Annotated in this window: 28 protein-coding genes, 1 tRNA gene and 2 pseudogenes; 27 read left to right on the top strand and 4 right to left on the bottom strand. The window is 71.8% G+C overall.

What is annotated here, in order from left to right; translation table 11 throughout:
* Positions 1-9 precede the first annotated feature (9 nt).
* Both ABT336_RS00450 and ABT336_RS00445 read left to right on the top strand, forming a co-directional pair.
* The gene (locus ABT336_RS00450) at positions 10-684 is read left to right on the top strand and encodes a hypothetical protein (RefSeq protein ID WP_350894301.1); all 675 of its coding nucleotides are present in this window, start codon (positions 10-12) and stop codon (positions 682-684) included.
* 80 nt (positions 685-764) lie between these two features.
* Positions 765-1,601 (top strand): annotated as a pseudogene (locus tag ABT336_RS00445) (PSP1 domain-containing protein); the annotation flags it as partial.
* A gap of 205 nt (positions 1,602-1,806) precedes the next feature.
* Here the strand turns inward: ABT336_RS00445 and ABT336_RS00440 are convergent.
* Positions 1,807-3,597, bottom strand: a pseudogene (locus tag ABT336_RS00440) (metallophosphoesterase family protein); the annotation flags it as partial.
* Between the two features lie 216 nt (positions 3,598-3,813).
* Between ABT336_RS00440 and ABT336_RS00435 the strand changes: the two are divergent.
* Positions 3,814-3,887 (top strand) — tRNA-Thr (locus ABT336_RS00435).
* Between the two features lie 71 nt (positions 3,888-3,958).
* On the opposite strand, the gene ABT336_RS00430 is transcribed toward ABT336_RS00435, so the two are convergent.
* Both ABT336_RS00430 and ABT336_RS00425 read right to left on the bottom strand, forming a co-directional pair.
* A complete protein-coding gene (locus tag ABT336_RS00430; protein ID WP_350894300.1) occupies positions 3,959-5,392 on the bottom strand; it encodes a tyrosine-type recombinase/integrase in 1,434 nt (477 codons plus the stop codon).
* Positions 5,392-5,820, bottom strand: a complete 429-nt coding sequence (locus tag ABT336_RS00425; protein ID WP_350894299.1) for a helix-turn-helix domain-containing protein — start codon at positions 5,818-5,820, stop codon at positions 5,392-5,394. Before ABT336_RS00425 ends, ABT336_RS00430 begins: the two co-directional genes overlap by 1 nt.
* A gap of 262 nt (positions 5,821-6,082) precedes the next feature.
* Between ABT336_RS00425 and ABT336_RS00420 the strand changes: the two genes are divergently transcribed.
* The 22 genes from ABT336_RS00420 (at position 6,083) to ABT336_RS00315 (ending at position 17,376) form a co-directional block, all read left to right on the top strand.
* Positions 6,083-6,313: a helix-turn-helix domain-containing protein gene (locus ABT336_RS00420; RefSeq protein WP_350894298.1), complete on the top strand. Its 231-nt coding sequence runs from the start codon at positions 6,083-6,085 to the stop codon at positions 6,311-6,313.
* 222 nt (positions 6,314-6,535) lie between these two features.
* Complete coding sequence (locus ABT336_RS00415; RefSeq protein WP_350894297.1) at positions 6,536-7,306, top strand: hypothetical protein; 771 nt, start codon at positions 6,536-6,538, stop codon at positions 7,304-7,306.
* The gene (locus ABT336_RS00410) at positions 7,303-7,638 is read left to right on the top strand and encodes a hypothetical protein (RefSeq protein ID WP_350894296.1); all 336 of its coding nucleotides are present in this window, start codon (positions 7,303-7,305) and stop codon (positions 7,636-7,638) included. The genes ABT336_RS00415 and ABT336_RS00410 overlap by 4 nt, the downstream gene beginning before the upstream one ends.
* Positions 7,635-8,222 (top strand): GGDEF domain-containing protein, encoded by a 588-nt coding sequence (locus ABT336_RS00405; RefSeq protein WP_350894295.1) that lies wholly within the window; start codon positions 7,635-7,637, stop codon positions 8,220-8,222. The genes ABT336_RS00410 and ABT336_RS00405 overlap by 4 nt, the downstream gene beginning before the upstream one ends.
* Positions 8,219-8,422, top strand: coding sequence for a hypothetical protein (locus ABT336_RS00400; protein ID WP_350894294.1), 204 nt, complete (start codon positions 8,219-8,221; stop codon positions 8,420-8,422). The genes ABT336_RS00405 and ABT336_RS00400 overlap by 4 nt, the downstream gene beginning before the upstream one ends.
* Positions 8,422-8,946, top strand: a complete 525-nt coding sequence (locus tag ABT336_RS00395; protein ID WP_350894293.1) for a hypothetical protein — start codon at positions 8,422-8,424, stop codon at positions 8,944-8,946. Before ABT336_RS00400 ends, ABT336_RS00395 begins: the two co-directional genes overlap by 1 nt.
* On the top strand, positions 8,943-9,221 hold the full coding sequence (locus ABT336_RS00390; protein WP_350894292.1) for a hypothetical protein: 279 nt from the start codon (positions 8,943-8,945) through the stop codon (positions 9,219-9,221). The genes ABT336_RS00395 and ABT336_RS00390 overlap by 4 nt, the downstream gene beginning before the upstream one ends.
* Positions 9,218-9,805 (top strand): hypothetical protein, encoded by a 588-nt coding sequence (locus ABT336_RS00385; RefSeq protein WP_350894291.1) that lies wholly within the window; start codon positions 9,218-9,220, stop codon positions 9,803-9,805. Before ABT336_RS00390 ends, ABT336_RS00385 begins: the two co-directional genes overlap by 4 nt.
* A gap of 91 nt (positions 9,806-9,896) precedes the next feature.
* A complete protein-coding gene (locus ABT336_RS00380) occupies positions 9,897-10,766 on the top strand; it encodes a hypothetical protein (protein WP_350894290.1) in 870 nt (289 codons plus the stop codon).
* The gene (locus ABT336_RS00375; RefSeq protein ID WP_350894289.1) at positions 10,766-11,509 is read left to right on the top strand and encodes an ERF family protein; all 744 of its coding nucleotides are present in this window, start codon (positions 10,766-10,768) and stop codon (positions 11,507-11,509) included. The genes ABT336_RS00380 and ABT336_RS00375 overlap by 1 nt, the downstream gene beginning before the upstream one ends.
* A complete protein-coding gene (locus ABT336_RS00370) occupies positions 11,506-12,093 on the top strand; it encodes a crossover junction endodeoxyribonuclease RuvC (protein WP_350894288.1) in 588 nt (195 codons plus the stop codon). The genes ABT336_RS00375 and ABT336_RS00370 overlap by 4 nt, the downstream gene beginning before the upstream one ends.
* Entirely contained in the window at positions 12,090-12,971 is an 882-nt protein-coding gene (locus ABT336_RS00365; RefSeq protein WP_350894287.1) for a hypothetical protein, read from the top strand. Before ABT336_RS00370 ends, ABT336_RS00365 begins: the two co-directional genes overlap by 4 nt.
* Complete coding sequence (locus ABT336_RS00360; protein ID WP_350894286.1) at positions 12,968-13,264, top strand: hypothetical protein; 297 nt, start codon at positions 12,968-12,970, stop codon at positions 13,262-13,264. The genes ABT336_RS00365 and ABT336_RS00360 overlap by 4 nt, the downstream gene beginning before the upstream one ends.
* 258 nt (positions 13,265-13,522) lie before the next feature.
* Complete coding sequence (locus tag ABT336_RS00355) at positions 13,523-13,768, top strand: hypothetical protein (RefSeq protein WP_350894285.1); 246 nt, start codon at positions 13,523-13,525, stop codon at positions 13,766-13,768.
* A complete protein-coding gene (locus tag ABT336_RS00350; protein ID WP_350894284.1) occupies positions 13,765-13,917 on the top strand; it encodes a hypothetical protein in 153 nt (50 codons plus the stop codon). The genes ABT336_RS00355 and ABT336_RS00350 overlap by 4 nt, the downstream gene beginning before the upstream one ends.
* Positions 13,914-14,510, top strand: a complete 597-nt coding sequence (locus ABT336_RS00345; RefSeq protein ID WP_350894283.1) for a hypothetical protein — start codon at positions 13,914-13,916, stop codon at positions 14,508-14,510. The genes ABT336_RS00350 and ABT336_RS00345 overlap by 4 nt, the downstream gene beginning before the upstream one ends.
* 1 nt (position 14,511) lies before the next feature.
* Positions 14,512-14,811 (top strand): hypothetical protein, encoded by a 300-nt coding sequence (locus ABT336_RS00340; RefSeq protein ID WP_350894282.1) that lies wholly within the window; start codon positions 14,512-14,514, stop codon positions 14,809-14,811.
* Positions 14,808-15,017: a hypothetical protein gene (locus tag ABT336_RS00335; protein WP_350894281.1), complete on the top strand. Its 210-nt coding sequence runs from the start codon at positions 14,808-14,810 to the stop codon at positions 15,015-15,017. The genes ABT336_RS00340 and ABT336_RS00335 overlap by 4 nt, the downstream gene beginning before the upstream one ends.
* Positions 15,018-15,020: 3 nt before the next feature.
* On the top strand, positions 15,021-15,287 hold the full coding sequence (locus tag ABT336_RS00330) for a hypothetical protein (protein WP_350894280.1): 267 nt from the start codon (positions 15,021-15,023) through the stop codon (positions 15,285-15,287).
* A 1-nt stretch (position 15,288) separates the two neighbouring features.
* The gene (locus ABT336_RS00325; RefSeq protein WP_350894279.1) at positions 15,289-15,513 is read left to right on the top strand and encodes a hypothetical protein; all 225 of its coding nucleotides are present in this window, start codon (positions 15,289-15,291) and stop codon (positions 15,511-15,513) included.
* A gap of 82 nt (positions 15,514-15,595) precedes the next feature.
* On the top strand, positions 15,596-16,591 hold the full coding sequence (locus ABT336_RS00320; protein ID WP_350894278.1) for a hypothetical protein: 996 nt from the start codon (positions 15,596-15,598) through the stop codon (positions 16,589-16,591).
* Between the two features lie 8 nt (positions 16,592-16,599).
* Positions 16,600-17,376 (top strand): DUF1922 domain-containing protein, encoded by a 777-nt coding sequence (locus ABT336_RS00315; protein ID WP_350894277.1) that lies wholly within the window; start codon positions 16,600-16,602, stop codon positions 17,374-17,376.
* A 90-nt stretch (positions 17,377-17,466) separates the two neighbouring features.
* Here the strand turns inward: ABT336_RS00315 and ABT336_RS00310 are convergent, their stop codons facing one another.
* Positions 17,467-18,087, bottom strand: a complete 621-nt coding sequence (locus ABT336_RS00310) for a hypothetical protein (protein WP_350894276.1) — start codon at positions 18,085-18,087, stop codon at positions 17,467-17,469.
* 67 nt (positions 18,088-18,154) lie between these two features.
* Between ABT336_RS00310 and ABT336_RS00305 the strand changes: the two genes are divergently transcribed.
* Together ABT336_RS00305 and ABT336_RS00300 are read left to right on the top strand one after the other, a co-directional pair.
* A complete protein-coding gene (locus ABT336_RS00305; RefSeq protein WP_350894275.1) occupies positions 18,155-18,442 on the top strand; it encodes a hypothetical protein in 288 nt (95 codons plus the stop codon).
* Complete coding sequence (locus tag ABT336_RS00300) at positions 18,439-18,888, top strand: hypothetical protein (RefSeq protein WP_350894274.1); 450 nt, start codon at positions 18,439-18,441, stop codon at positions 18,886-18,888. The genes ABT336_RS00305 and ABT336_RS00300 overlap by 4 nt, the downstream gene beginning before the upstream one ends.
* The last annotated feature ends 52 nt before the right edge of the window (positions 18,889-18,940 follow it).

The raw sequence follows: 18,940 nt of genomic DNA, 5'->3' as shown, positions 1-18,940 counted from the left end.
GGGGTGGTGATGGACGCGCTGGACCGACTCGCCGAACCCGGACTGGACCTCCTCGACCGGGTCGACACCCTGCTCGCCCGGGGTGCGCCGGAGCACCACCCGGTGTGGCCGCTGCTGCGGCGGCTCCAGGTGCTCCCCGGGGCGGCCCTGCACAGCTTCCTCGGTCTGCACCCGGCCCCGCTGGCCACCGCCGGACACGCCGTCCGTCAGCTCGTCCGGGGCTACGACCAGGTCTGCGCCACCCTCTCCGACCAGGTCGCCTGGTCCGGTCCGGCGGCCTCGGCGTACGGGCGCAGCCGCGCGGCACTGCTGCACCAGCTCGACGAGGGGCCGGACAGCCTGGTGGGGCGGCTGGAGTCGACAGCCGGGTACGCCGACGCCCTCGCCGACTGGGTGGACCGCAGTCGGGTGGCGGTGGCCCGGACCCTCGCCGACGTGTTGGGTTCGGCGGAGGCGGTGGCGGTGGTGGCGGCGACCTCTCCCGGCCGGGAACCGGCCGCCGACGGGGTCGGGGTCGGGGAGGCGGCGGAGATCGCCCGGCGGGTCCTGGCGGTGCTCTCGGTGGCCTACGACGGGGCGGAGACCCTGCTGCGTGAGTGGTCGCCCAGCCTCGGCCCGGCTCCGTGGCGGCAACCCCCGCAGCGTCCGGTGCGGTTCGACGCCCCGACGAGGGTGGGCTGGTGAACGTGGCGGGCACTGCGGTGGGTCACCGGCCGGTGACGGCTGCCCCGCCTGTCGTCGTCGACGCGTCGTAGGGTGGGTTCATGGGCATGCTCTGTGCGGTCAGCTTCAACCGGTACGGGCGTCTCTACTATCTCGACCCCGGTGACCTGCACCCCCAGGTGGGGGACAAGGTCCTGGTGCCCACCGACGACGGGCCGGAGGTGGCCGAGTGCGTCTGGGCCGCGCAGTGGGTCACCGACGACACCGACGGGTTCCCGAAACTGGCCGGGATGGCCGGGGAGGGCGACCTGCGCCGGGACGAGACGTTGCGGCGGCGCAAGGCCGAGGCGAAGGTCGCCGCGAAGCGTCTGATCCGTGAGCACGGTCTGCCGATGAAGGTGGTGGCTGTCGACCACGTCTTCGCCGTCGGCGAGGGCAACAGCGACCGGACCACAGTCTTCTTCACCGCCCCGCACCGGGTGGACTTCCGGTCCCTGGTCCGGGACCTGGGCGCCACCCTGCACTGCCGGGTGGAGCTGCGTCAGCTCTCCGCCCGGGACTCGGCGCGGGTGCAGGGCGGAATCGGCTCCTGCGGCCGGGACCTGTGCTGCGCCACCTTCCTCACCGACTTCGAGCCGGTGACCATCCGGATGGCCAAGGACCAGGACCTTCCGCTGAACCCGTTGCGCATCTCCGGAGCGTGCGGCCGACTGATGTGCTGCCTCAAGTTCGAGCATCCGCTGTACCAGAAGTTCCAGGAGTCCGCCCCGCCGGTCGGCACCCGGGTCACCACCGCCCAGGGAGACGGCAAGGTGGTCGGCCACAGCGTTCCCCGCGACGCCGTGACGGTACGCCTCGACGCCGACGGGTCCCGCTCCGTGTGCTCCCGCGCCGACGTCTGCGGCCCCCGCCGCGCCCACGACAGCCGCGACCAGTCCGCCCCTCGACCGGGCGACCGCCCGGTGACCGACCAGTCCGCCCCTCGACCGGTCGACCGCCCGGTGACCGACCAGTCCGCCCCTCGACCGGTCGCCCGGTAACCGACGGCTCCGCCCGGCGTCGGTTGAGCCGTCAGGTGGTGGCGTCCCCGCGCGCGGAGTCCTGACCGCCTCGCTGGTGGGGGGCGGTGGTGGCGGGCGCGGGACGAACGACGACCGGCGGTTCGGCCAGCCGGGCCCGCAGCGACCCGGCCGGAACCAGCCACGACGACTCCGGGTCGGAGTCCGGGTTGACCCGCCAACGTCGGGCCACCCGGTCCACGGCGATCGGATAGAGGGTCAGGGTGCCGTCCGGGTCGATCCGCATCCGGACGAACGACTTGGCGTCCTCGATCCCCTGCGCGGCGAACAGCTCGTTGAGGTTCACCCCGAACGTCGAGGCGACAAGGAGGTACGCGGCCACGACCTGGGTGGCGACCAGTCCGGCGACCGGCCCGTACGCGACGGCGGCGACGACCGCCGGCAACGGCCACACCCAGTCGTGCACCGGCAGGTGCAGCCACGCCCAGGTGCCGACGACTGCCAACCCGACGTGGGCCAGCCCGTGGCCGACCCCGAGGACCCAGTGTCTGACCTGTCGGCTGCCACTGGCGGTGGGGGGCTTGGCGAAGAATCCCGCCCCGAGCAGTGTCACCACCACCATCACCACCAGGGGGACGCTGAACAGCCGCTGGTCGGTGGTGTTCATCTCCTGGGTCGAGACCCCGGCCATCGCCAGCATCAACAATGTTTGCAGGAGCCCGAGGAGGGTGGCGAAACCGGGGTTCCGTCGGGGCAGCCGGGCGAAGACCCCCCACCCGTACCGGCGGGACCGGTCGGCGGCCGGGAACCGGCCGGCCAACTCGTACTCCCTGGTTTTGCTGGCCCGCCGGGACATGGTGTCGCGGGGCGGGACCTCGATCCGCTCGGGCAGCTTGTGCGTGGGGTAGAGGTACGCGCCCCCGCCACCACAGGTGATCAACTGCCGGTCCGGGGCGGAGTACCTGGCGTAGTGGTGCAGGTCCCCGGTGATGATCACCTTCACCCGGGCACCGGTCGGTGCCACCACGGTACGGATGAAGTAGTCGATCGAGTCGTACGCCTCGGGGTCGCCGGCGGCCTTCACCCACGTCGGGGCCGGAACGGCCAGGATCACCCGGGACTGCGGGCCGAGCCGCTGGGCGACCTGGTGGAAGTAGGTGAGCTGCGGATCGTCGAGGTACGACCCCGACTGGTCGTCGAGGCCCAGCAGCCACCAGTCAGCAGGTAGCTCGGTGGCGAAGTACGACCGGGTCTGCCCGGTGGCCCACCCCCCGAAGTGCCGGTCCCGGGTCCGGACGAACAGCCGCAGGAAGGCGGTCAACCCGTCGTACCAGTCGTGGTTGCCGGGGATCGCGAAGAGGGTCGGCCGCTCCGCCGGGGTGACCGGCAACGCCGCCTGGTACGGCCCCTTGCACCGGTCCTCGTACGCCTCGTACGCCGCCGACGGGTACACCTGGTCCCCACCCATCACCAGGGTCTGCGCCCGGGGCAGCCGGTGCCCGTCGACTGTCAGCTCCGGCTGGGCCAGCAGGTACGCCACCGAGTACGTCGCGTTGAACCCGTCGCCCAGGTCGGCGACGAAGTCGATCCAGAGCCCGCCGTCGGCCCCCACCTGCCGGGGGACCTCGTCCGCGAAGGCCCGCTGCAACTCCCGTTTGTCCAGGTAAGCCCCGAACAACATCGCCAGCAGCGTACGCAGCCCGGTGCTGATCAGCAGCAGCGGCGCGAGCCACGGCACCGGCTTGCGCGGGGTGAACCCCAGCTCCCGAGGATCAGTGCTGCGCGGTCGACGCGCCGCCCGCCCCCCGGCCGCCTCACTGGCCTCCGGATCATCCGGATCGGTCGACCCGGCGGACTCGACCGGCTCGGTCGGCCTGACGGGTTCGCTCGGCTCGGTCGACCCGGCGGGTCCGATCGACCTGGCAGGCTCGGTCGGCCTGGCGGGGTCGACGGGGGAGGTGGGGTCGACGGCGGGGGTGGAATCGTCGCTCACCCGGCGCAGCGTAGTGCGATCCGCTGGGAACCGCTGTCCAGCCGACGACCCACGGCGCGCCGAGCCGACCGATCGACCCGACCCGTGGGGGATCCCCTTCGGCCTCGGGCGCTGTGTGGCGTAGACTTGGCGACCGTTGCCGCCTTAGCTCAGTCGGCTAGAGCGACGCACTCGTAATGCGTAGGTCGACGGTTCGATTCCGTCAGGCGGCTCGGTACATAGAAACGCCCTGGTCATCGAAGTGACCAGGGCGTTTCTATGTACGTTGATCGGCCGGTGCCTATCAGGAAGATCGGCGGCGGCGGCGTTCGGTGACAAGATCAGTGACACTCGCCAGCTTCGGACCCTTCGGCGGGCCGGAGTCCGGCGGCTTCCCGAACATCCCGGCCTCCATCGCGGCGGCCGCCCGGCGCGTCAGCTCTACCCCGACATCCTGGTAGCCCCGGGTCGTCCGGGAGTCCGCGTGCCCGAGCACCTCCTGCACGATGGACAGATCAACACCCAGCTCCAGTAGAGCCGTGGCCGCAGAGTGACGCATCACGTGCACCCGGGCATCCGGCACACCGGCCTCCCGCAGAATGTCCTTCCACTCGCCCCAGTCCACCCGAGGATCGATCGGCCGCCCGTCGCGGTGGCAGAACACGAAGTCGTCCTTCTTCCACCACTTGCCAGCCTCGCGCATCTCCACCTTCTGCGCCTCCTGGTGCTCGCGCAGCATCTGGGCCACACCAGGCGGTAGCGCGACGACACGCGGCCGGGGGCGCCGACGCCAGCCCTTCGGCCGGGTGATCACCAGTCCGCCTTCCTGCTTCTGCGGGCACGTCGACGCGTGCCCCTCACAGTCACCCGGGCACGGCGGCGGACACCCGCGCACCCCCTTGTGCCGCTTGCAGTCCTGCGGGCACGGCTCAAACCGGTGCAGCCCCTTCGGGTTCTTCGGCCGTGGCCGTGCCCCGCAGGCGTGCGGGTCGTCGCAGCCGTGCCGCCAGGTGAGCCGCTGCAGCTGCCACTGGATCGTCACCACCTCACCGTCAAGGTCCAGGTCCGGCCAGCGCAGGCCGAGCGTCTCGCCTTGGCGAGGGCCGATGGCGAGCCCCACGTACCAGCGGGCCCCGTTGCGCCGCCCCCGAGCCGCCTCCAGCACAGCGCGTGCCTCGTCGCGAGACAGGGACTCCCGGGCGACGGCCGGAGCGCCGGGCGGGTCCATCAGCTTGGCCACGTTGCGGGTGACCCGGCCACGGCGCAGCGCAATCTCCAGGCCACGACGGATCACCGCGTGGGTCTTCAGGACGTGCCCCTCGGAGCAGGGCTTCGGCTTCTTGGAGTACATCGCCTTGTAGAGCCGGTCGAGGTCCTCGGTCTCCAGGGCGTCGATCAGGATGCCGCCGAGGTGCGGGAAGACCCAGTTGCGGCAGCGGGACCAGTAGTCGTCGAGGCTGCGCCGGGCGAGCTGCTTCGACCCGTAGGGGGCGATGTCGGTCAGCCAGGTCGTGAACCACGCCTCGACCGTGGGGACCCGGCCGATGCGTGGCTTGCGGCCGGCGTCGACTTCCTTGAGGAGTTTCCGCAGCTTGCCGCGTACTACGGCTTCGGTCTTCCCGGACCGGTGGCGGCGGTCGAGCTGCCCGTTGGGTTTGTGCCCGACGGTCACCTTCGCGTGGTAGAGGCCGTCGGGGCCAAGCGTTACCGGTATCTCCCGCCAGGTCGCAGTGTCCATCAGCCCGCTTCGCCCTCGCCGCCCTCGCCGGGCTCACCGCGGCGGCGGGCTAGGTAGCGGATCATCGCCCGGATTTCCAGCTTCTCGACCTCGGGCACGTTGGGGTCGCGTAGGCGGCGGGCGACCTCCTGCATGTCGGGCTCCAGGTCCAGCGGTTCCGACGGGCGAGGTTCCCCGTCCTCCGACCACCCGAGGAGTCGGTACGCCACCGCCAGGGGCGCGCCGAGCCCGGCGCAGAAGCCTCGGACCTGGCTACCCCGGGGGTCCTTCGTCCAGTCGCCGTTACGCCATCGGTAGAGGGTCGCCGAGCTAACCCCGGTGGCCTTGGCGATGTCCTCGACAGTCATGCCTCGTTGGCGTGCCTCGCGGAGCACGCGGTCGACGAAGCCGCCGAACTTTGCGGCTCTGACCTGGGAAGACTCTGACATGCGCAGACGGTATTTCCCGTGGTCGGGAAGGCTGTCCCGGTTGCGAGAGAATTCCCGATCTCGACGATGTCGAGGGTGGGAAACCCTGCGAAGTGGACGGTCTGGGATGTGGCCACCAAGCAGGACTGAATTCTTCTGCATAGCTTGACCATAGATGGTCACGAGATCATCAAGAACTGGCCGAAAGTATGAGTCATTCCCGGTGTCGAGAATCCGGCCATCCCAGGTAACGTCTTTCTCGAACACGAGAAAGGATTTCCCAATGATTCCCGATACTGAGAACGGCGGTGACACTCGGACCCGGGACCTGTACCCGGTCAACGACGCCGCCTACCGGCTCGGGGTCACGCCCCGGAAGGTCTGGCTGCTCATCCGCGACGGCCGCATCCGCACGAAGCGCCTCGATGGTCGCCGGCTCATCCCCGCCGACGCGCTCGCGGAGTTCGTGGACAGCCTGCCCGACGCTGAGCCGGAAAAGGTGAGCGCGGCATGACGCACCCGGGCGGCGGATCCGGCGGCACGGGCCCCGGAGGCGGGGCCGGTTCCGGTCCTGGCCGGACAAACCCCGTTCCGCCAGATGGCCCGGCCATGCCCAGCGAGGAGCAGGCGGCCTGACGAACGCCCCGGCCTGCCGGGACAAGCAAGACGCGGGCCACCTCCGACAAGGCGGCCCGCGCGTACCGACCTCACCCAACTCCCGAAGGAGCCAAGGTCGATGACCGAAGAGTACAAGCCCGCCCGAGACCTCCACGCAGGCGACCACACCCTGAACAGCCACGGCGTGCACCGCGTCGTCGGCATCTACGACTACCAGGACGCCGACGGCGACCGGGCCGTAGCTGCCACCATGCACCCGGTCGGCCTCGGGTCCGACGGGCCGTGGATCCTCCGGGTCAAGGCCAGTGCACCCGTCCAGATGGCCTCGGCGGCCAACATCGAGCGGGCGGTCGAGGCGGCCCGCCGCGACATCGTCGACCAGGCCCTCGGCCGGGTGGTCCGCACCATCCACAACGCCAACCTGCCCGTGCCGGCGTACCAGACGGTTCTCCAGATCGGCCTCGGCTCGGTGGCCGAGCTGCAGCAGTGGGCGGAGGCCTTCGGCGGCAGGGTGCGGGAGGAGCGCCGGGGCGGACGGATCCACCGGGCCGCGGTGGTCGACATCGGGGGCCAGGACGTGGCGTCGGTGGAGCTGCACCTCATCTGCCCTCCGACGGACGCGGACGAGCCCGAGCCCGAGCCGGTGCAGGAATGGCTGTTCACCTTCGGGTCGGGCCAGCGGTTCGACGGCCGGTTCGTACGGATCGGCGGCACCTACCGGTCGGCGAGGGCGCAGATGATCGCCACGTTCGGCACGGCCTGGTGTGACCAGTACGACTGGAGGCGCTTCGACGCCCTGGGGCTGCTGGAGTCGATGACTGAGCTGCCGGAGTCGGAGTGGCCGACCACCGCCACCGACGCCACCGCGCCGACCGGCGGTGACCGGTGAGCGCCGCAGACGAGCGGGCCGCGCTGATCGCCGGCCTCCGGGAGCTGGCCGCCGCCCTGGAGGCCAACCCCGAACTGCCTCTGCCCGGGGCGAAGATCACGCGCTGCGTGCTGCTCGACGACGACGCGGCCGGGCAGGCTGAGGTGGCCCGCGCTGCCGAGCTGCTCGGCACCGAGGTGGTCTCCGACAACGGCAGCGCCAACACCACGCGGAAGTTCGGCGGGCTCACCTACGAGGTGTTCTACGTCAGCCGTCAGAGGGTTGACGACTACGACGCGCTGATGTCGTACCGGGGCGTGGTCGTGCCCGACAGCACCCCGGTCGGGGCGTGATCGCCGTGGACCTGGCCCAGCGCATCGCCGCCTTGGAGGCGGATGTCGCCCGGTGGCGGAGGCTCGCCACCACGGACCCGCTCACCGGGGTCCTCAACCGGCTCGGCCTGGCCGAGCGGTTCGCCGACCTGGACGACCACCGCCGCTCGCTCGCCGTCGTCGACCTGGACGGCTTCAAGGAAATCAACGACTGGTACGACCACTCCGTCGGCGACCAGGTCCTCATCGCCGTCGCCGCCGAGATGTGCCACCTCGGCGCGGTCGCCCGGCTCGGCGGTGACGAGTTCGCGGTCATCGGCCGGGACCTGCCGCCGGCCGGCCCGGCCTGGTCGTGGCAGATGGTCCTGCCGGGCGGCCCGACCACGATCACCGGCTCAGCCGGCGTGGTCGAGGTCGACCCGGCGGACCTGCCGGGGACTCTCCACCGCGCCGATCAGGCCATGTACCGGGTCAAGCGGGGCGGGCTGCCGGGTGAGGCGTCCGGGCGGCGTCGGGTGCGCGACGCCGTACCGGTCGGGGGGAAGGGCGGGACGGGTGCGGGGGCGCCCGTCCCGCCCGGGGCCGGGTGCGGGTGCGCCGCGTGAACCTCACCGTCGTCGTCATCGACGCCCCGTGGCAGGCCCTCATCGGCGGAGCCCTCCTGATTCTCGCCGGCCTCACCATCCACGCCCTGCTCGTCGCCCCCCTGCACCGGGACGACACCCCCACTGCTCTGCCCTCCCGCGCCGCCCGCCTGGGCGACGAGGCCGAGGCGTTCCTCCGCACCCGCAACAAGGAGTTCTGATGGAGATCACCGTCAACGTCGAGCCCATCGACCTGACCGCCGAGATCGGCGGCACCCGCTGGGACAGCCACGCCGAGGAGGAGGTGCCCCGCACCCTCGGCGACGAAGTCGTCCGGAAGATCGTCGTCGACCTGCGCGACAGCACCGAGCACAGCACCCTGCGCAAGCAGGTCGCCGAGCTGCGCGTCGAGGAGATCCACGCCCAGCTCGCCCCGATCGTCACCGAGGCCATCCAGCAGGGCGTCCGCAAGACCAACGGCTGGGGGGAGCCGGTCGGGGAACCGACGACCCTCCGGGCGCTGATCATCGACGAGGTCGAGAAGCTGCTCCGCAAGCCGGCCGACAACTACAACCGCGACAAGGGCACGTGGATCGAGGCCCTCGTCAAGGACAACGTCAACAAGGTCATCCGGGCGGAGCTGAGCGAGGCCTTGGCCGCCGAGAAGGCGAAGGTCGTCGAGGCGGTGCGGGCGAAGGCCTCCGAGCTGATCGCCGCCGCTGTCAAGGAAGGCATCGGCCGGTGAGCGCGGTGTCGATCGTGGAGCTGCCGCCGCTGGGCGCAGCACTGTGGGCGCTCCGGCCGCCCGCCGCCCGGCCGGAGGATGACCTGCCGGTCGAGGCCGAGGCCCTGACCGAAGGCACCCAGGAACTGCCCGTCGTGGCCGCCGTCGACGCGCCCACCGAGCTGATCGTGACCCCGACCGTCGACGAGCTCGACGCGCCGCTGGCCAGCCTCGGGGACCTGATCCCCGCGCTGATCGCGGACGCGCTGGACGCCGAGCTGGCGGTGGCGCAGTGACCGACACCGTCGACCTGACCGACCGCGAACTGCTCGTCGCCGTCCACCGGTGGGCCCGCGCACACGGGTGGTACCCGTCGGCGTGGATCGGCTGGGCCGACGCGGCCCTCGCCGGAGAGTCCACCCACACCATCACCTGGTCCGACCAGTCGATCACCGTCGCGTGGCGCACGATGCTCGGCTTCTGGGTGTCGGACACGCACCCGGCGTGCTCGGTCGTCCAGGCGGTGGACATCCTCGTCGCTGCCCGGATCCTGCCGGTCGAGCTGTCGTCGGCGTACCGGGCGGGCATGACCCACGCGCTCGACCAGGCCGCGACGGAACTGCCGACCGCCGACCGGGCAGTCGTCAACGCGGCGAAGGTGTGGCGCTGGTCGGGCAACACCCCCGGCCACCACGAGCGGGCCAGGTCTGCCCTCATGGCCGCCGTCGACGCCCTGCCCGGCCGACCCGACCACGGGCCGGACGCGCTGCCCCACGGATACATGCCCGAGGGCTGCGGCGACGACTGCAACAACGGCCAGTGCCCGGCCGGGGACCAGACGCACGACCGGTGCACCGAGGCATGCGTGGCGGGCCGATGACCAGCAGCACCACCCCGGAGGCCGCTCGACAGGACACCCCTGCCGGGCGGCCCTGGGCCGTTTCCACCCCCGACCGAAGCGAGCACCGGCAGTGAAGATCGTCAAGAAGAGCAACGGCCGCAACCACTGGTACGTCGACGCCGACAGCGGAGAGCGCGTCCCCGGCGTCACCACCATCCTCGACCAGGGCCTACCCAAGAAGGCCCTCATCAACTGGTCGGCGAACGCCACCGCCGAGTACGCCATCGACCACTGGGACGAGCTGGGCGCCCTCGCCCCGTCCGCCCGGCTGACCAAGCTCAAGGGCGGCCGGTACGCCGCCAAGGACGCGGCGGCCAACCGCGGCACCCAGGTCCACAAGATGGGCGAGCGGCTGATCCGGGGGGAGCAGGTGGTCGTCCCCGACCTGCTGCGCCCCTACGTCGACAGCTACGTCCGGTTCATGGACGAGTTCCAGCTCCGCGCCCGCTACGTCGAGGGCCTGGTCTACTCCGAGGAGCACCGGTACTGCGGGACCTTCGACATCTTCGGCGACATCCTGCTGCCGGACATGCCCGAGTACGACGACCTGCCCCGGGACGACGACGGGTTCGTGTGCGACGTCCTGATCGACGCGAAGACCAACCGCAGCGGCATCTTCGGCGAGACGGCGTTGCAGCAGGCCGGGTACCGGTACGCCGACTTCCTGCAGCCCGACCCGGACGACCCGGGCAGCGCCTTCCCGATGCCGGAGGTGACGTGGACCGGGGCCTTGTGGATCCGCCCGGACGGGTACTCGCTGGTGCCGGTGGCGGCCGGGCCGGAGCAGCACCGGCAGTTCCTGTACGTGCGTGAGGTCGGGATCTTCGACCAGGGCGCCCGGGACCTGGTCGGTGACCCGATCGAACCGCCGACCGCCTCCCGGTACGTGCTGGCCACGGTCGCCGACGAGCCGGCCGATCCGGTTGGGGCACCGTTCTGATGGCCGCCCCGAAGACCCTCGACGAGGCGCTGATCGTCCTCCAGGCCGACCTGCCGACCCTGGTGAAGGACAAGAAGGGTCAGGTCGGCAACCAGAAGACGAAGTACGCCGACCTGGTCCAGGTCAACGCGGTCGTGCTGGCCAAGCTCAACGGCCTGGGGGTGGTCTACAAGACCAAGCCCACCCTCCGTGAGGCCGAGCCCCGGTTCGTCTTGTCCTACGAGCTGCGGCACGTGGCCTCCGGCACGGCAGAGGTCGGCGACTACCCCCTCAAGCTCAGCGAGAACCCGATGCAGATGGGGTCGGCGATCACCTACGCCCGCCGGTACGTGCTGCTGGCCTTGACCGGGGTGGCCGCCGAGGACGAGGACGACGACGGGCAGACCGCCTCCGGTCGGTACGCCCAGCGCGCCCAGCCGCGCCGGCAGGCGACGGAGGACGGCGACCAGCCGATCGCCCAGCGGGCTCAGCAGCCCGGCCGGCAGGCAGGTGGCCCCCCACTGCCGGGCGAGCAGCAGCGGCCGGGCGCCGGCGGCATCTCGGAGCCACAGTCGCGGAAGCTGCACGCCTGCCTTCGTGAGGCCGGCATGTCCGACCGGGACCAGGCCCTGCTGTACATCTCCGAGGTCGTCGGCACGCCGATCGAGTCCACGGCCCAGCTGTCGAAGTCGCAGGCGGCTCGGGCGATCGACGCCCTGGAGCGGTACGTCAAGCAGCAGGAACCGCCCGGCGGTGAGTCGTGACCGCGCTGCGCCTGGTCGCCCTGGACCTGTCCCTGGCCGCCACCGGGGTCGCCGCCACCCACAACCACCACGGCGAGGCCGGCCTCCTCGCCCGGACCGTGCACACCGCCCGGACCGCCCATGGCGCGACCGACATGGACCACGTCCGGGTCAACGCGGTGCTCCGGGACGTCGCCGCCGCTGTGAAGTGCCGGCCGGACTTGGTGGTCATCGAGTGGCTGCCGCTCTTTGACGGCAAGGGGGCGACCTCGCTTCGCCTCGCCGAGCTCCACGGCGTGGTGAAGCACTGGCTTCACCACCAGGGCCTCACCTACGTCGACGTGCACCCGCCGGAGGTGAAGACGTGGGCCACCGGGAAGGGCTCCGCCAACAAGAAGCAGGTCCAGGAGGCGATCACCGCCACCTACGGGCGGCTGCTCCACATCGACGGCCACGACCAGGCCGACGCCGTGGCGCTGCTGACGCTCGCCCAGGCCGCGTACGGGCAGCCGCTGGCCACCGTGACCGCTCACCAGCGGCGAGCCCTCGGCAACGTGAAGTGGCCGACCCTGGCCACCGAGGCCGGACCGGTGGTGCCGGTATGAGCGCCACCCCGTCCAGCCAGGCGGAGATCCTCGCCCACCTGACCCGCGAGTCCATCGAGATGGGCCTGTACGAGGTGACCCTGCCGGAGCCCGAGGACTCTACTGACCGTCTCCCACCCCTGACGCTGACCCGGGCCGACCGGAACGTGCTCGCCCTGATCGCGTCCCGGGTGCCGACCCGACGGCTGACCGAGCGGTTCGGGTCGAGCCGAATCACCCGAATGCTGGCTGCTGCCGGTGACGCAGCCGGGGCCAGCCGCCTGGTCGCCGCCTACGACCAGGCGGCGGCCCGGCCGGTGCTGGAGCTGCCAGCGCGGGGCCTGCTGCCCGGCCGCCGGGTCGACCCGATCGACCCGGCCCCTGATCCGGTCACGGCAGATGCCGTGACCACCAACCCCACCACTGAGGAGCCAGAAGTGGCAGTGAAGATCGCGGCCCAGTTGACCCGGGCTAACCGGGAGTTCAACGGCCTCGACCGGATCGAGGAACAGTTGATCGCGCAGCCGCGCGGCACCCGGTACGCGCTGATCGCGTACGACATCAAGCGGGTGTCGGACGAGGTCACCGAGGGCGTGAAGATCCCGACGGCCGAGATCATCCACATCGAGCCGGTGGAGGGTGAGCGGGCGGACCAGGTGCGGCAGATGCTGGCCGAGGAGTACGAGGACCGTACCGGGAAGTCGCTGGAAGGCGACCCGACGTTGTTCGACGTCGCACCGGACGACGAGCGTCAGGTGCCGGAGGCCTCCGCCGACGAGCTCATGGCCGAGCGGGCCGAGGCGAAGGCGGCCGAGGCGGAGCGGGAGCGGGCCGGCCGGGCGCCGGCCGGGGTGGCGTTCCTGCCCGGGGCCGAGCCCGACGGGGACGACGCGGCATGACCGCGCCGGCCGTCGACGAGGCGGAGGCCAAGGTCACCGCCGGCCTGGCCTGGCTCGACCAGAACCACCCCGGCTGGCCCGACCGAATCGACCTCGACGTCCTGGACATCGAGGACCCGCTCTCCTGCGTCCTCGGCCAGACCGTCGGGGACTTCTGGCTGGTCCCGATCTCGTACGACGAGGCGACCGCCATGGGCTTCGAGGTGCCCCCCGGCGACCCGGGCCGCATCGAACTGACCGAGGCGTGGCGCCGCGCCATCGAGGAGCGGCAGCTCGCCGGAGCTTCCCGGTGACCCGGGGCCCCAGCCGGCAGATGACCGGTGCCGGCCGGCTGGGGCCCCACCCCTCCATCCCCCACGGAAGGACCCAAGGCGGCATGACCGCTGTCCGAACACGATCACCGAAGACCCGAGTGGTGACCGGCACCGTCGGCTGGCTCGCCGGCACCCCCGTCGTGCACCCCTTCACCCCTGACCGTCAGATGTCCGGCGCCCCGCTGTGCCAGGCCTGCTTCGGGTGGGTCGACGACGTCCGGCACGGGCCGGTGCGCCATGGCTGAGCATCCGACCGAAGCGTGCCGCTCGTGCAAGGCCGAGGTCATCTGGGCGGTCACCGAGCGGGGCAAGACCATGCCCGTCAACGCCGAGCCGGAGCTCGGCGGCAACGTCAAGCTCACCGAGCTGTACGGGCAACTGACCGCCGTGGTGGTGCCCGCCAAGCGCGTGTTCGGGCGCACCGACCTGCGGAAGTCCCACTTTGTCGACTGCCCGGAAGCGGCGCAGTGGAGGCGACGGTGAGCAGCCCGACCGTCCGGGCGCCGGCCGTCGACCCGTGGGTGCGCCGGCACCTCCACCGCTACGCCTGGCCGCACATCATCCGCCGGCGACGCACCCGACACCTGCGAGCCCGCCTGCTCGCCGACCTCCTCAGAAAGGCCAACCGATGACCACCCCGATCGACCCGGCCCGCGTACTCGCCGCCCTCTCCGCACTCGGCTGGCCCGACGACCGCGAAGAGGAGCAGCCTGGCCCCGAACCGGTCGGTCACTTCGAGCTGCGCCGGTACTGGACGGCGGCCGAGAACGTTGTCCGCGCCATCGACAACGCCGGCCAACTCAGCGCGCCGACGACCCCGCCGTACGTCCACCACCTGCTCGACGCCTTCCTGACGGGCCAGCCGTTGAACTTCCGCCGCGACTCGGTGCCGCTCGACGTGCAGCGTCGCCTGGACCACGCCGTGTCCGCCGGACAGTTGGGCACCGTGCCCGACCGCGCCGTGCACGTCCTGACCGTTGCCTCTGGTCGCGAGTGGGAGATCGACCATCCTGCCGACTGCGTCGTGCAGACCCCCACCGGCCCGGCCGTCATCTGCCTCGTGCACGACCTGGCCGTCGAGCAGCTCCCCGCCGCGGCCCTCCCGCCCGGCCAGTACCAGGTCGAGCCCAACGACATCGGCGACAAGCTGTGCATCTTCGACCGCGTCGCCGACCTGGTGCCGGCGGCCGGACGCGGGTGCCGCTGCGAGCCGGGGGAGGGCTGACGTGGACGACGCCCAGCTCCGCAGGGTGGCCGCCACCCGACCCGGGTACGCCACCTACCCCGAGACCGCGCCCGGGTCGCCCTCCTGGTGGGACCGCCCGACGCCCTGCGACCCACTGTCACCGACCACCCTCGGGCCGCCGCGACCAGTCTCGTTCGCCGCCGACCTGGTCGCCCGGCACGGTCAGCCGATGCGCGAGGAGCTCGACGCCGCCCGGACTCGGTACGAGACCGCGTTGCGCCGCCACCGTCGGCCGAGTGTGTGGCGGCGGCTCGCCCGCTGGCTGGGGGTGACCCAGTGACCCGCTACCGCGCTGGCGACCAGGTGACCGCGACCGTCGACGACACCACCGGGCAGACCGTCACCGCCGTGCTCACGATCGACCGCGTCCACCGCCTCGGCTGCGGTTGCGACCGGATCCTCGCCACCCGCCCCGGCCCCAATCCCAAGCCGCGCGACGTCACCCTGCTCACCGGCTGCACCTGGCACGACCGGCAGGTGGGCTGACCCATGCCCCAGGGCGCGCTGATCCACGACGGCCGAGGCGGCATCTGGCGCAAGTTCCGGCTCGACAACACCCGCGCGATCAACGCCGCCCCCTGGCTGGACGCCCTCGCCCAGCGCCACCCGGTCGGCACCTGCCGCCCCTGCGGTGGCCACCTCTGGCCCGGTCAGCCGTACACCGTCGGCGGCCGGCAGCTCTACCCCGCCACCTGTTCCGCCTGTAACCGCGAGGCCGTCGCCCCAGGCCCCGCACCCAAGCGCAAGAGGAAGTGACATGGCCCGTACCCGCATTCGCCGGATCCTGCCGAACCTGCTCGTCGAGGCCGACCCCACCGCCTGCCTCTGCCCGACCGGCCAGGGCATCCCCGTGGCGACGTTCGAGCGCGAACGGCTGGTGGAGGTCGAGCGCCGACACCTCATCGCCACCGGCTGCGGTCGCGGCTCGGAGCAGGTGCCCGTCGCCGCGTTCCTGGCCGGCATCCGGATCGGACGCAGCTGACCAGCCACTCCGCCGACCCCCGGACCCGCACGACGGCTCCGGGGGTCACGCGCACCACCAGCACGATCACGAGGGAGCCCAGGTGACCACCCCAACCGACGACCGCGAGCTACGCCCCGCCGGGCGATACGAGTGGGAACAGATCGTCCGCCGCGCCAGGCTGGACCCGGTCATCACCGGCAGCGGCCGTACCGGCAAGAACGGCCGCGCCACCCGGGGCGGCATGAGCGGCACCACCTTCACCGGCATCGCCCTGGCCTGGGCCAGCTACGGCAACGACAAGGGCCGCGAGATATGGCCTGGTGACGCCACCGTGGCGATCGACATGGAGACCACCATCGCCGCCGTCCGGCAGGTCAGGCAGGCCCTGGTACGGCTGGGCCTGATGCAGATGCTCCGCCGCCGCCACGGCAGCCGGGGCGACGAGTACCGGCTGACGATACCCACCGACCTCCTCGACCAGGTGGAGGTGCTCACCCCGGCGCAGCACAAGCTGGCGGCGAACCGGCTCCGGGAAGCAGCCCGGGGCAAGCCCCGTGGGTGCTCCGACGGACCACCCAGCGACCCCGATTCGGGTACTCCGGTGGACCACCCAGCCGACGACGCGGGTACTCCACCGGACCACCCAGAAACGGACACCGACCCGGCTGTGGGTACTCCACCGGACCACCCACACGACGCCGACACCGCCGGCCCTGGGTACTCCGGTGGACCCCCCGGAACCGCGTCTGGGTACTCCGGTGGCACGCGTCTGGGTACTCCGGTGGCACCGCATACCGACCACGACCGCACCACTACTGCGACCGGCCAATCTGACAGAGACCTTCGTACGGCCGTCACCCATCCGCGCGAGGGCGCGGCCGTCGACGAACCCGAAACCGATCCCGCCATCGAGGAGACGACCCCGCACCGGCCGGGCCGTCGCCGGGCCAATTGCCCCGACCACCCCGGGCTCGACGCCGGGACCCGGCCCGAGGATGGGCGACCGCGCTGCCCGCTCTGCCGCCGAGGAGCACCACCCAGCCCGCCGCCCGACCAGGACGCCACGGTCATCCAGTTCCGCCCACGCACCGCCTGAGGAGCCCCGTGCCCAGCTGCACCGTCTGCGACAAGCCCGTCGACGACCCCGCCGCGTACGCCTGCACCAGCTGCACCACCAACGCTCGGCGGCACCTCGACGACATCGCCGACACCACACCCGCCGCCCGCGACGTCGCTGGCGGTGCCACCCGACGCGGCACACCCACCCGCAGCAACGGCGACGCCCGGCTCCCCATCAACCTCGGTGCCAGCGCACGCCTCGACGCCGCCCAGACCGCCCTCACCACCTGGGCACGGCACGTCGCGGGCGAACGCGGCATCCAGCCACCCACCGGCCCCGACCCGCTCCACGCCGCCGCCCAGTGGCTAACCCGGCACCTCGACTGGCTCCGCCACCGCCAGGAGGTCCCCGAGGCGTACCGCGACATCGCTGCCGTGCGCCGCATCGTCACCGGCATCGTCGACCGGCCCGCCGGCCGGGTCCTCGTCGGAGCCTGCGACTGCGGCACCGTGCTCTACGCCAAGGCCACCGCCGCCACCATCGGATGCCGCACCTGCGAGCGGGCCTGGGACGTCGCCGAGAGCAGAGACATCCTCCGCCAGGCCCTCGACGACAAGCACATGACCGCGTCGCAGATCGCCGCCCTCGCCGTCGTCGCCGACCCCGACCTCGACCGCCAGCGCGTGCGCCGGCTCGTCAACGTCTGGGGCCACCGCCACGCCGTCGACGTGCGAGGTCACAGCGCAGACGGAGACCCGCTCTACCGACTCGGGGACGTCATGGATCGGGTGCTCGCAAGCCGCCCTGTCCAACCCGGGTGATCGTCTGTTATCGTCTCGTGCCAGCGGATGAGGTGTCGAAACAGCCCGGTGAGCGTGAGCTCCCGGGCTGTCGTCGTAGGGACCAAAGCGTTACTTCGCCCTGGTCAGCGTCTTCTCGACGTTCAGGAACGTGTACGGGTCCCGGATGCCCTCCTCGGTCGGAGGATCGGCAGTCACCGTCAGCAGACCCAACTCCTTCACCGGTAACTCGAAGGTCTGGGTGAAGATCACCTTCGACCCTGGCACGATTCGGGTCGGGTCGTCCGAGGACAAGCCCTTGCGCTCCTGCTCCTCGGGGTCGTCGTACGAGTACCCCGTCGGCCCGTCCACCTCCGTCCGGTTCTCGCCGTAGAACAGCGACATGTGGCTGCTCTCCGGAACCACCGGCAGTGGCCCCTCACCCTCGTTGCCGACCTCCAGGCGCAGCCGGACCAGCGCCATGCTGGCCGGCACGTCCACACCCCACGAGTTGGGCACCCGCTCCACCGCCGCCAGTCGGGCGGTGATCCCGTCCGGCCAGCGGGCCGTCGACCGGGCATCACCCTCCAGTACCGGCGCCGGGCCGGTCGGGTCGACGGCATCCCCCACCGGAGTCGGCAACGACGACGAGGCGGCCGGAGCGGCCCCAGGCGCGGCGTCCTCACCGGACCCGCACCCCACAACGGACAACGCCACCAGGACCAGCCCGGCAGCGATACGAGATCTACGCATCCGGCCAGGATCGCCACCCGGCGATGCCCGGTCCAGCCCGGGACGGAAAGCCGACAGTGGAGGCGAGATGGCCAAAGGCAGCACCAGCGCCCGCGGCTATGGCCATCACCACCAGAAGCTCCGCGACCGCTGGCGACCCAAGGTCGACGCCGGGCTCGTCGACTGCGCCCGACCCACCTGCGGCAAGCCCATCCTGCCCGGACAGGAATGGCAGCTCGGCCACGACGACAACGACCGCAGCCGCTACCACGGACCCGAACACCGGTACTGCAACGAGAGCGCCGGCGGACGCAAGGGGGCAGCCATCACCAACGCCCGCCACCAGACCACCAACCGCACCTCCCGCGACTGGTGACCCTCTACGTCGTCATCGGCCCACCCACCGGTGGGAAGAGCACCTGGGTACTCCAGCAGGCCGGCCCCCTCGACGTGGTCATCGACTACGACCGCCTGGCCGTCGCCCTCAGCGGCCGACGCGACGACGACCACCAGCACGGACCCGAAGTGAAGGCCACCACCAAGGCGGCCCGACTCGCCGCCATCGACGCCGCCACCGCCCACGCCGACCGGGTCGACGTCTACCTCATCCACTCCAACCCCGGCCGCGCCCGCCTCGCCCAGTACGCCCGGCAAGGCGCCCACATCATCACCATCGACCCCGGCCGCGACGTCGTCCTCGACCGAGTCAGACGCCAACGGCCAGCACGGATGTTCGCCGTCGTCGACGAGTGGTACCGCGACCGGGCCACCACCGGGACCGCCGCACCACCCGCACGAGCCAAGGCATCTCGCCCTTGGTAACCGTCACCGCCGGTCACCAGCCACGGCGGTCACGGAGCGTCAGAATCTCTGA

It is taken from the genome of Micromonospora sp. NPDC000207 (assembly GCF_040300925.1).
In the GTDB taxonomy this organism is placed as follows: Bacteria; Actinomycetota; Actinomycetes; order Mycobacteriales; family Micromonosporaceae; genus Micromonospora.
Note: the sequence above shows the minus strand (reverse complement) of the source record. Positions and strands in the feature narration are given on the sequence as shown.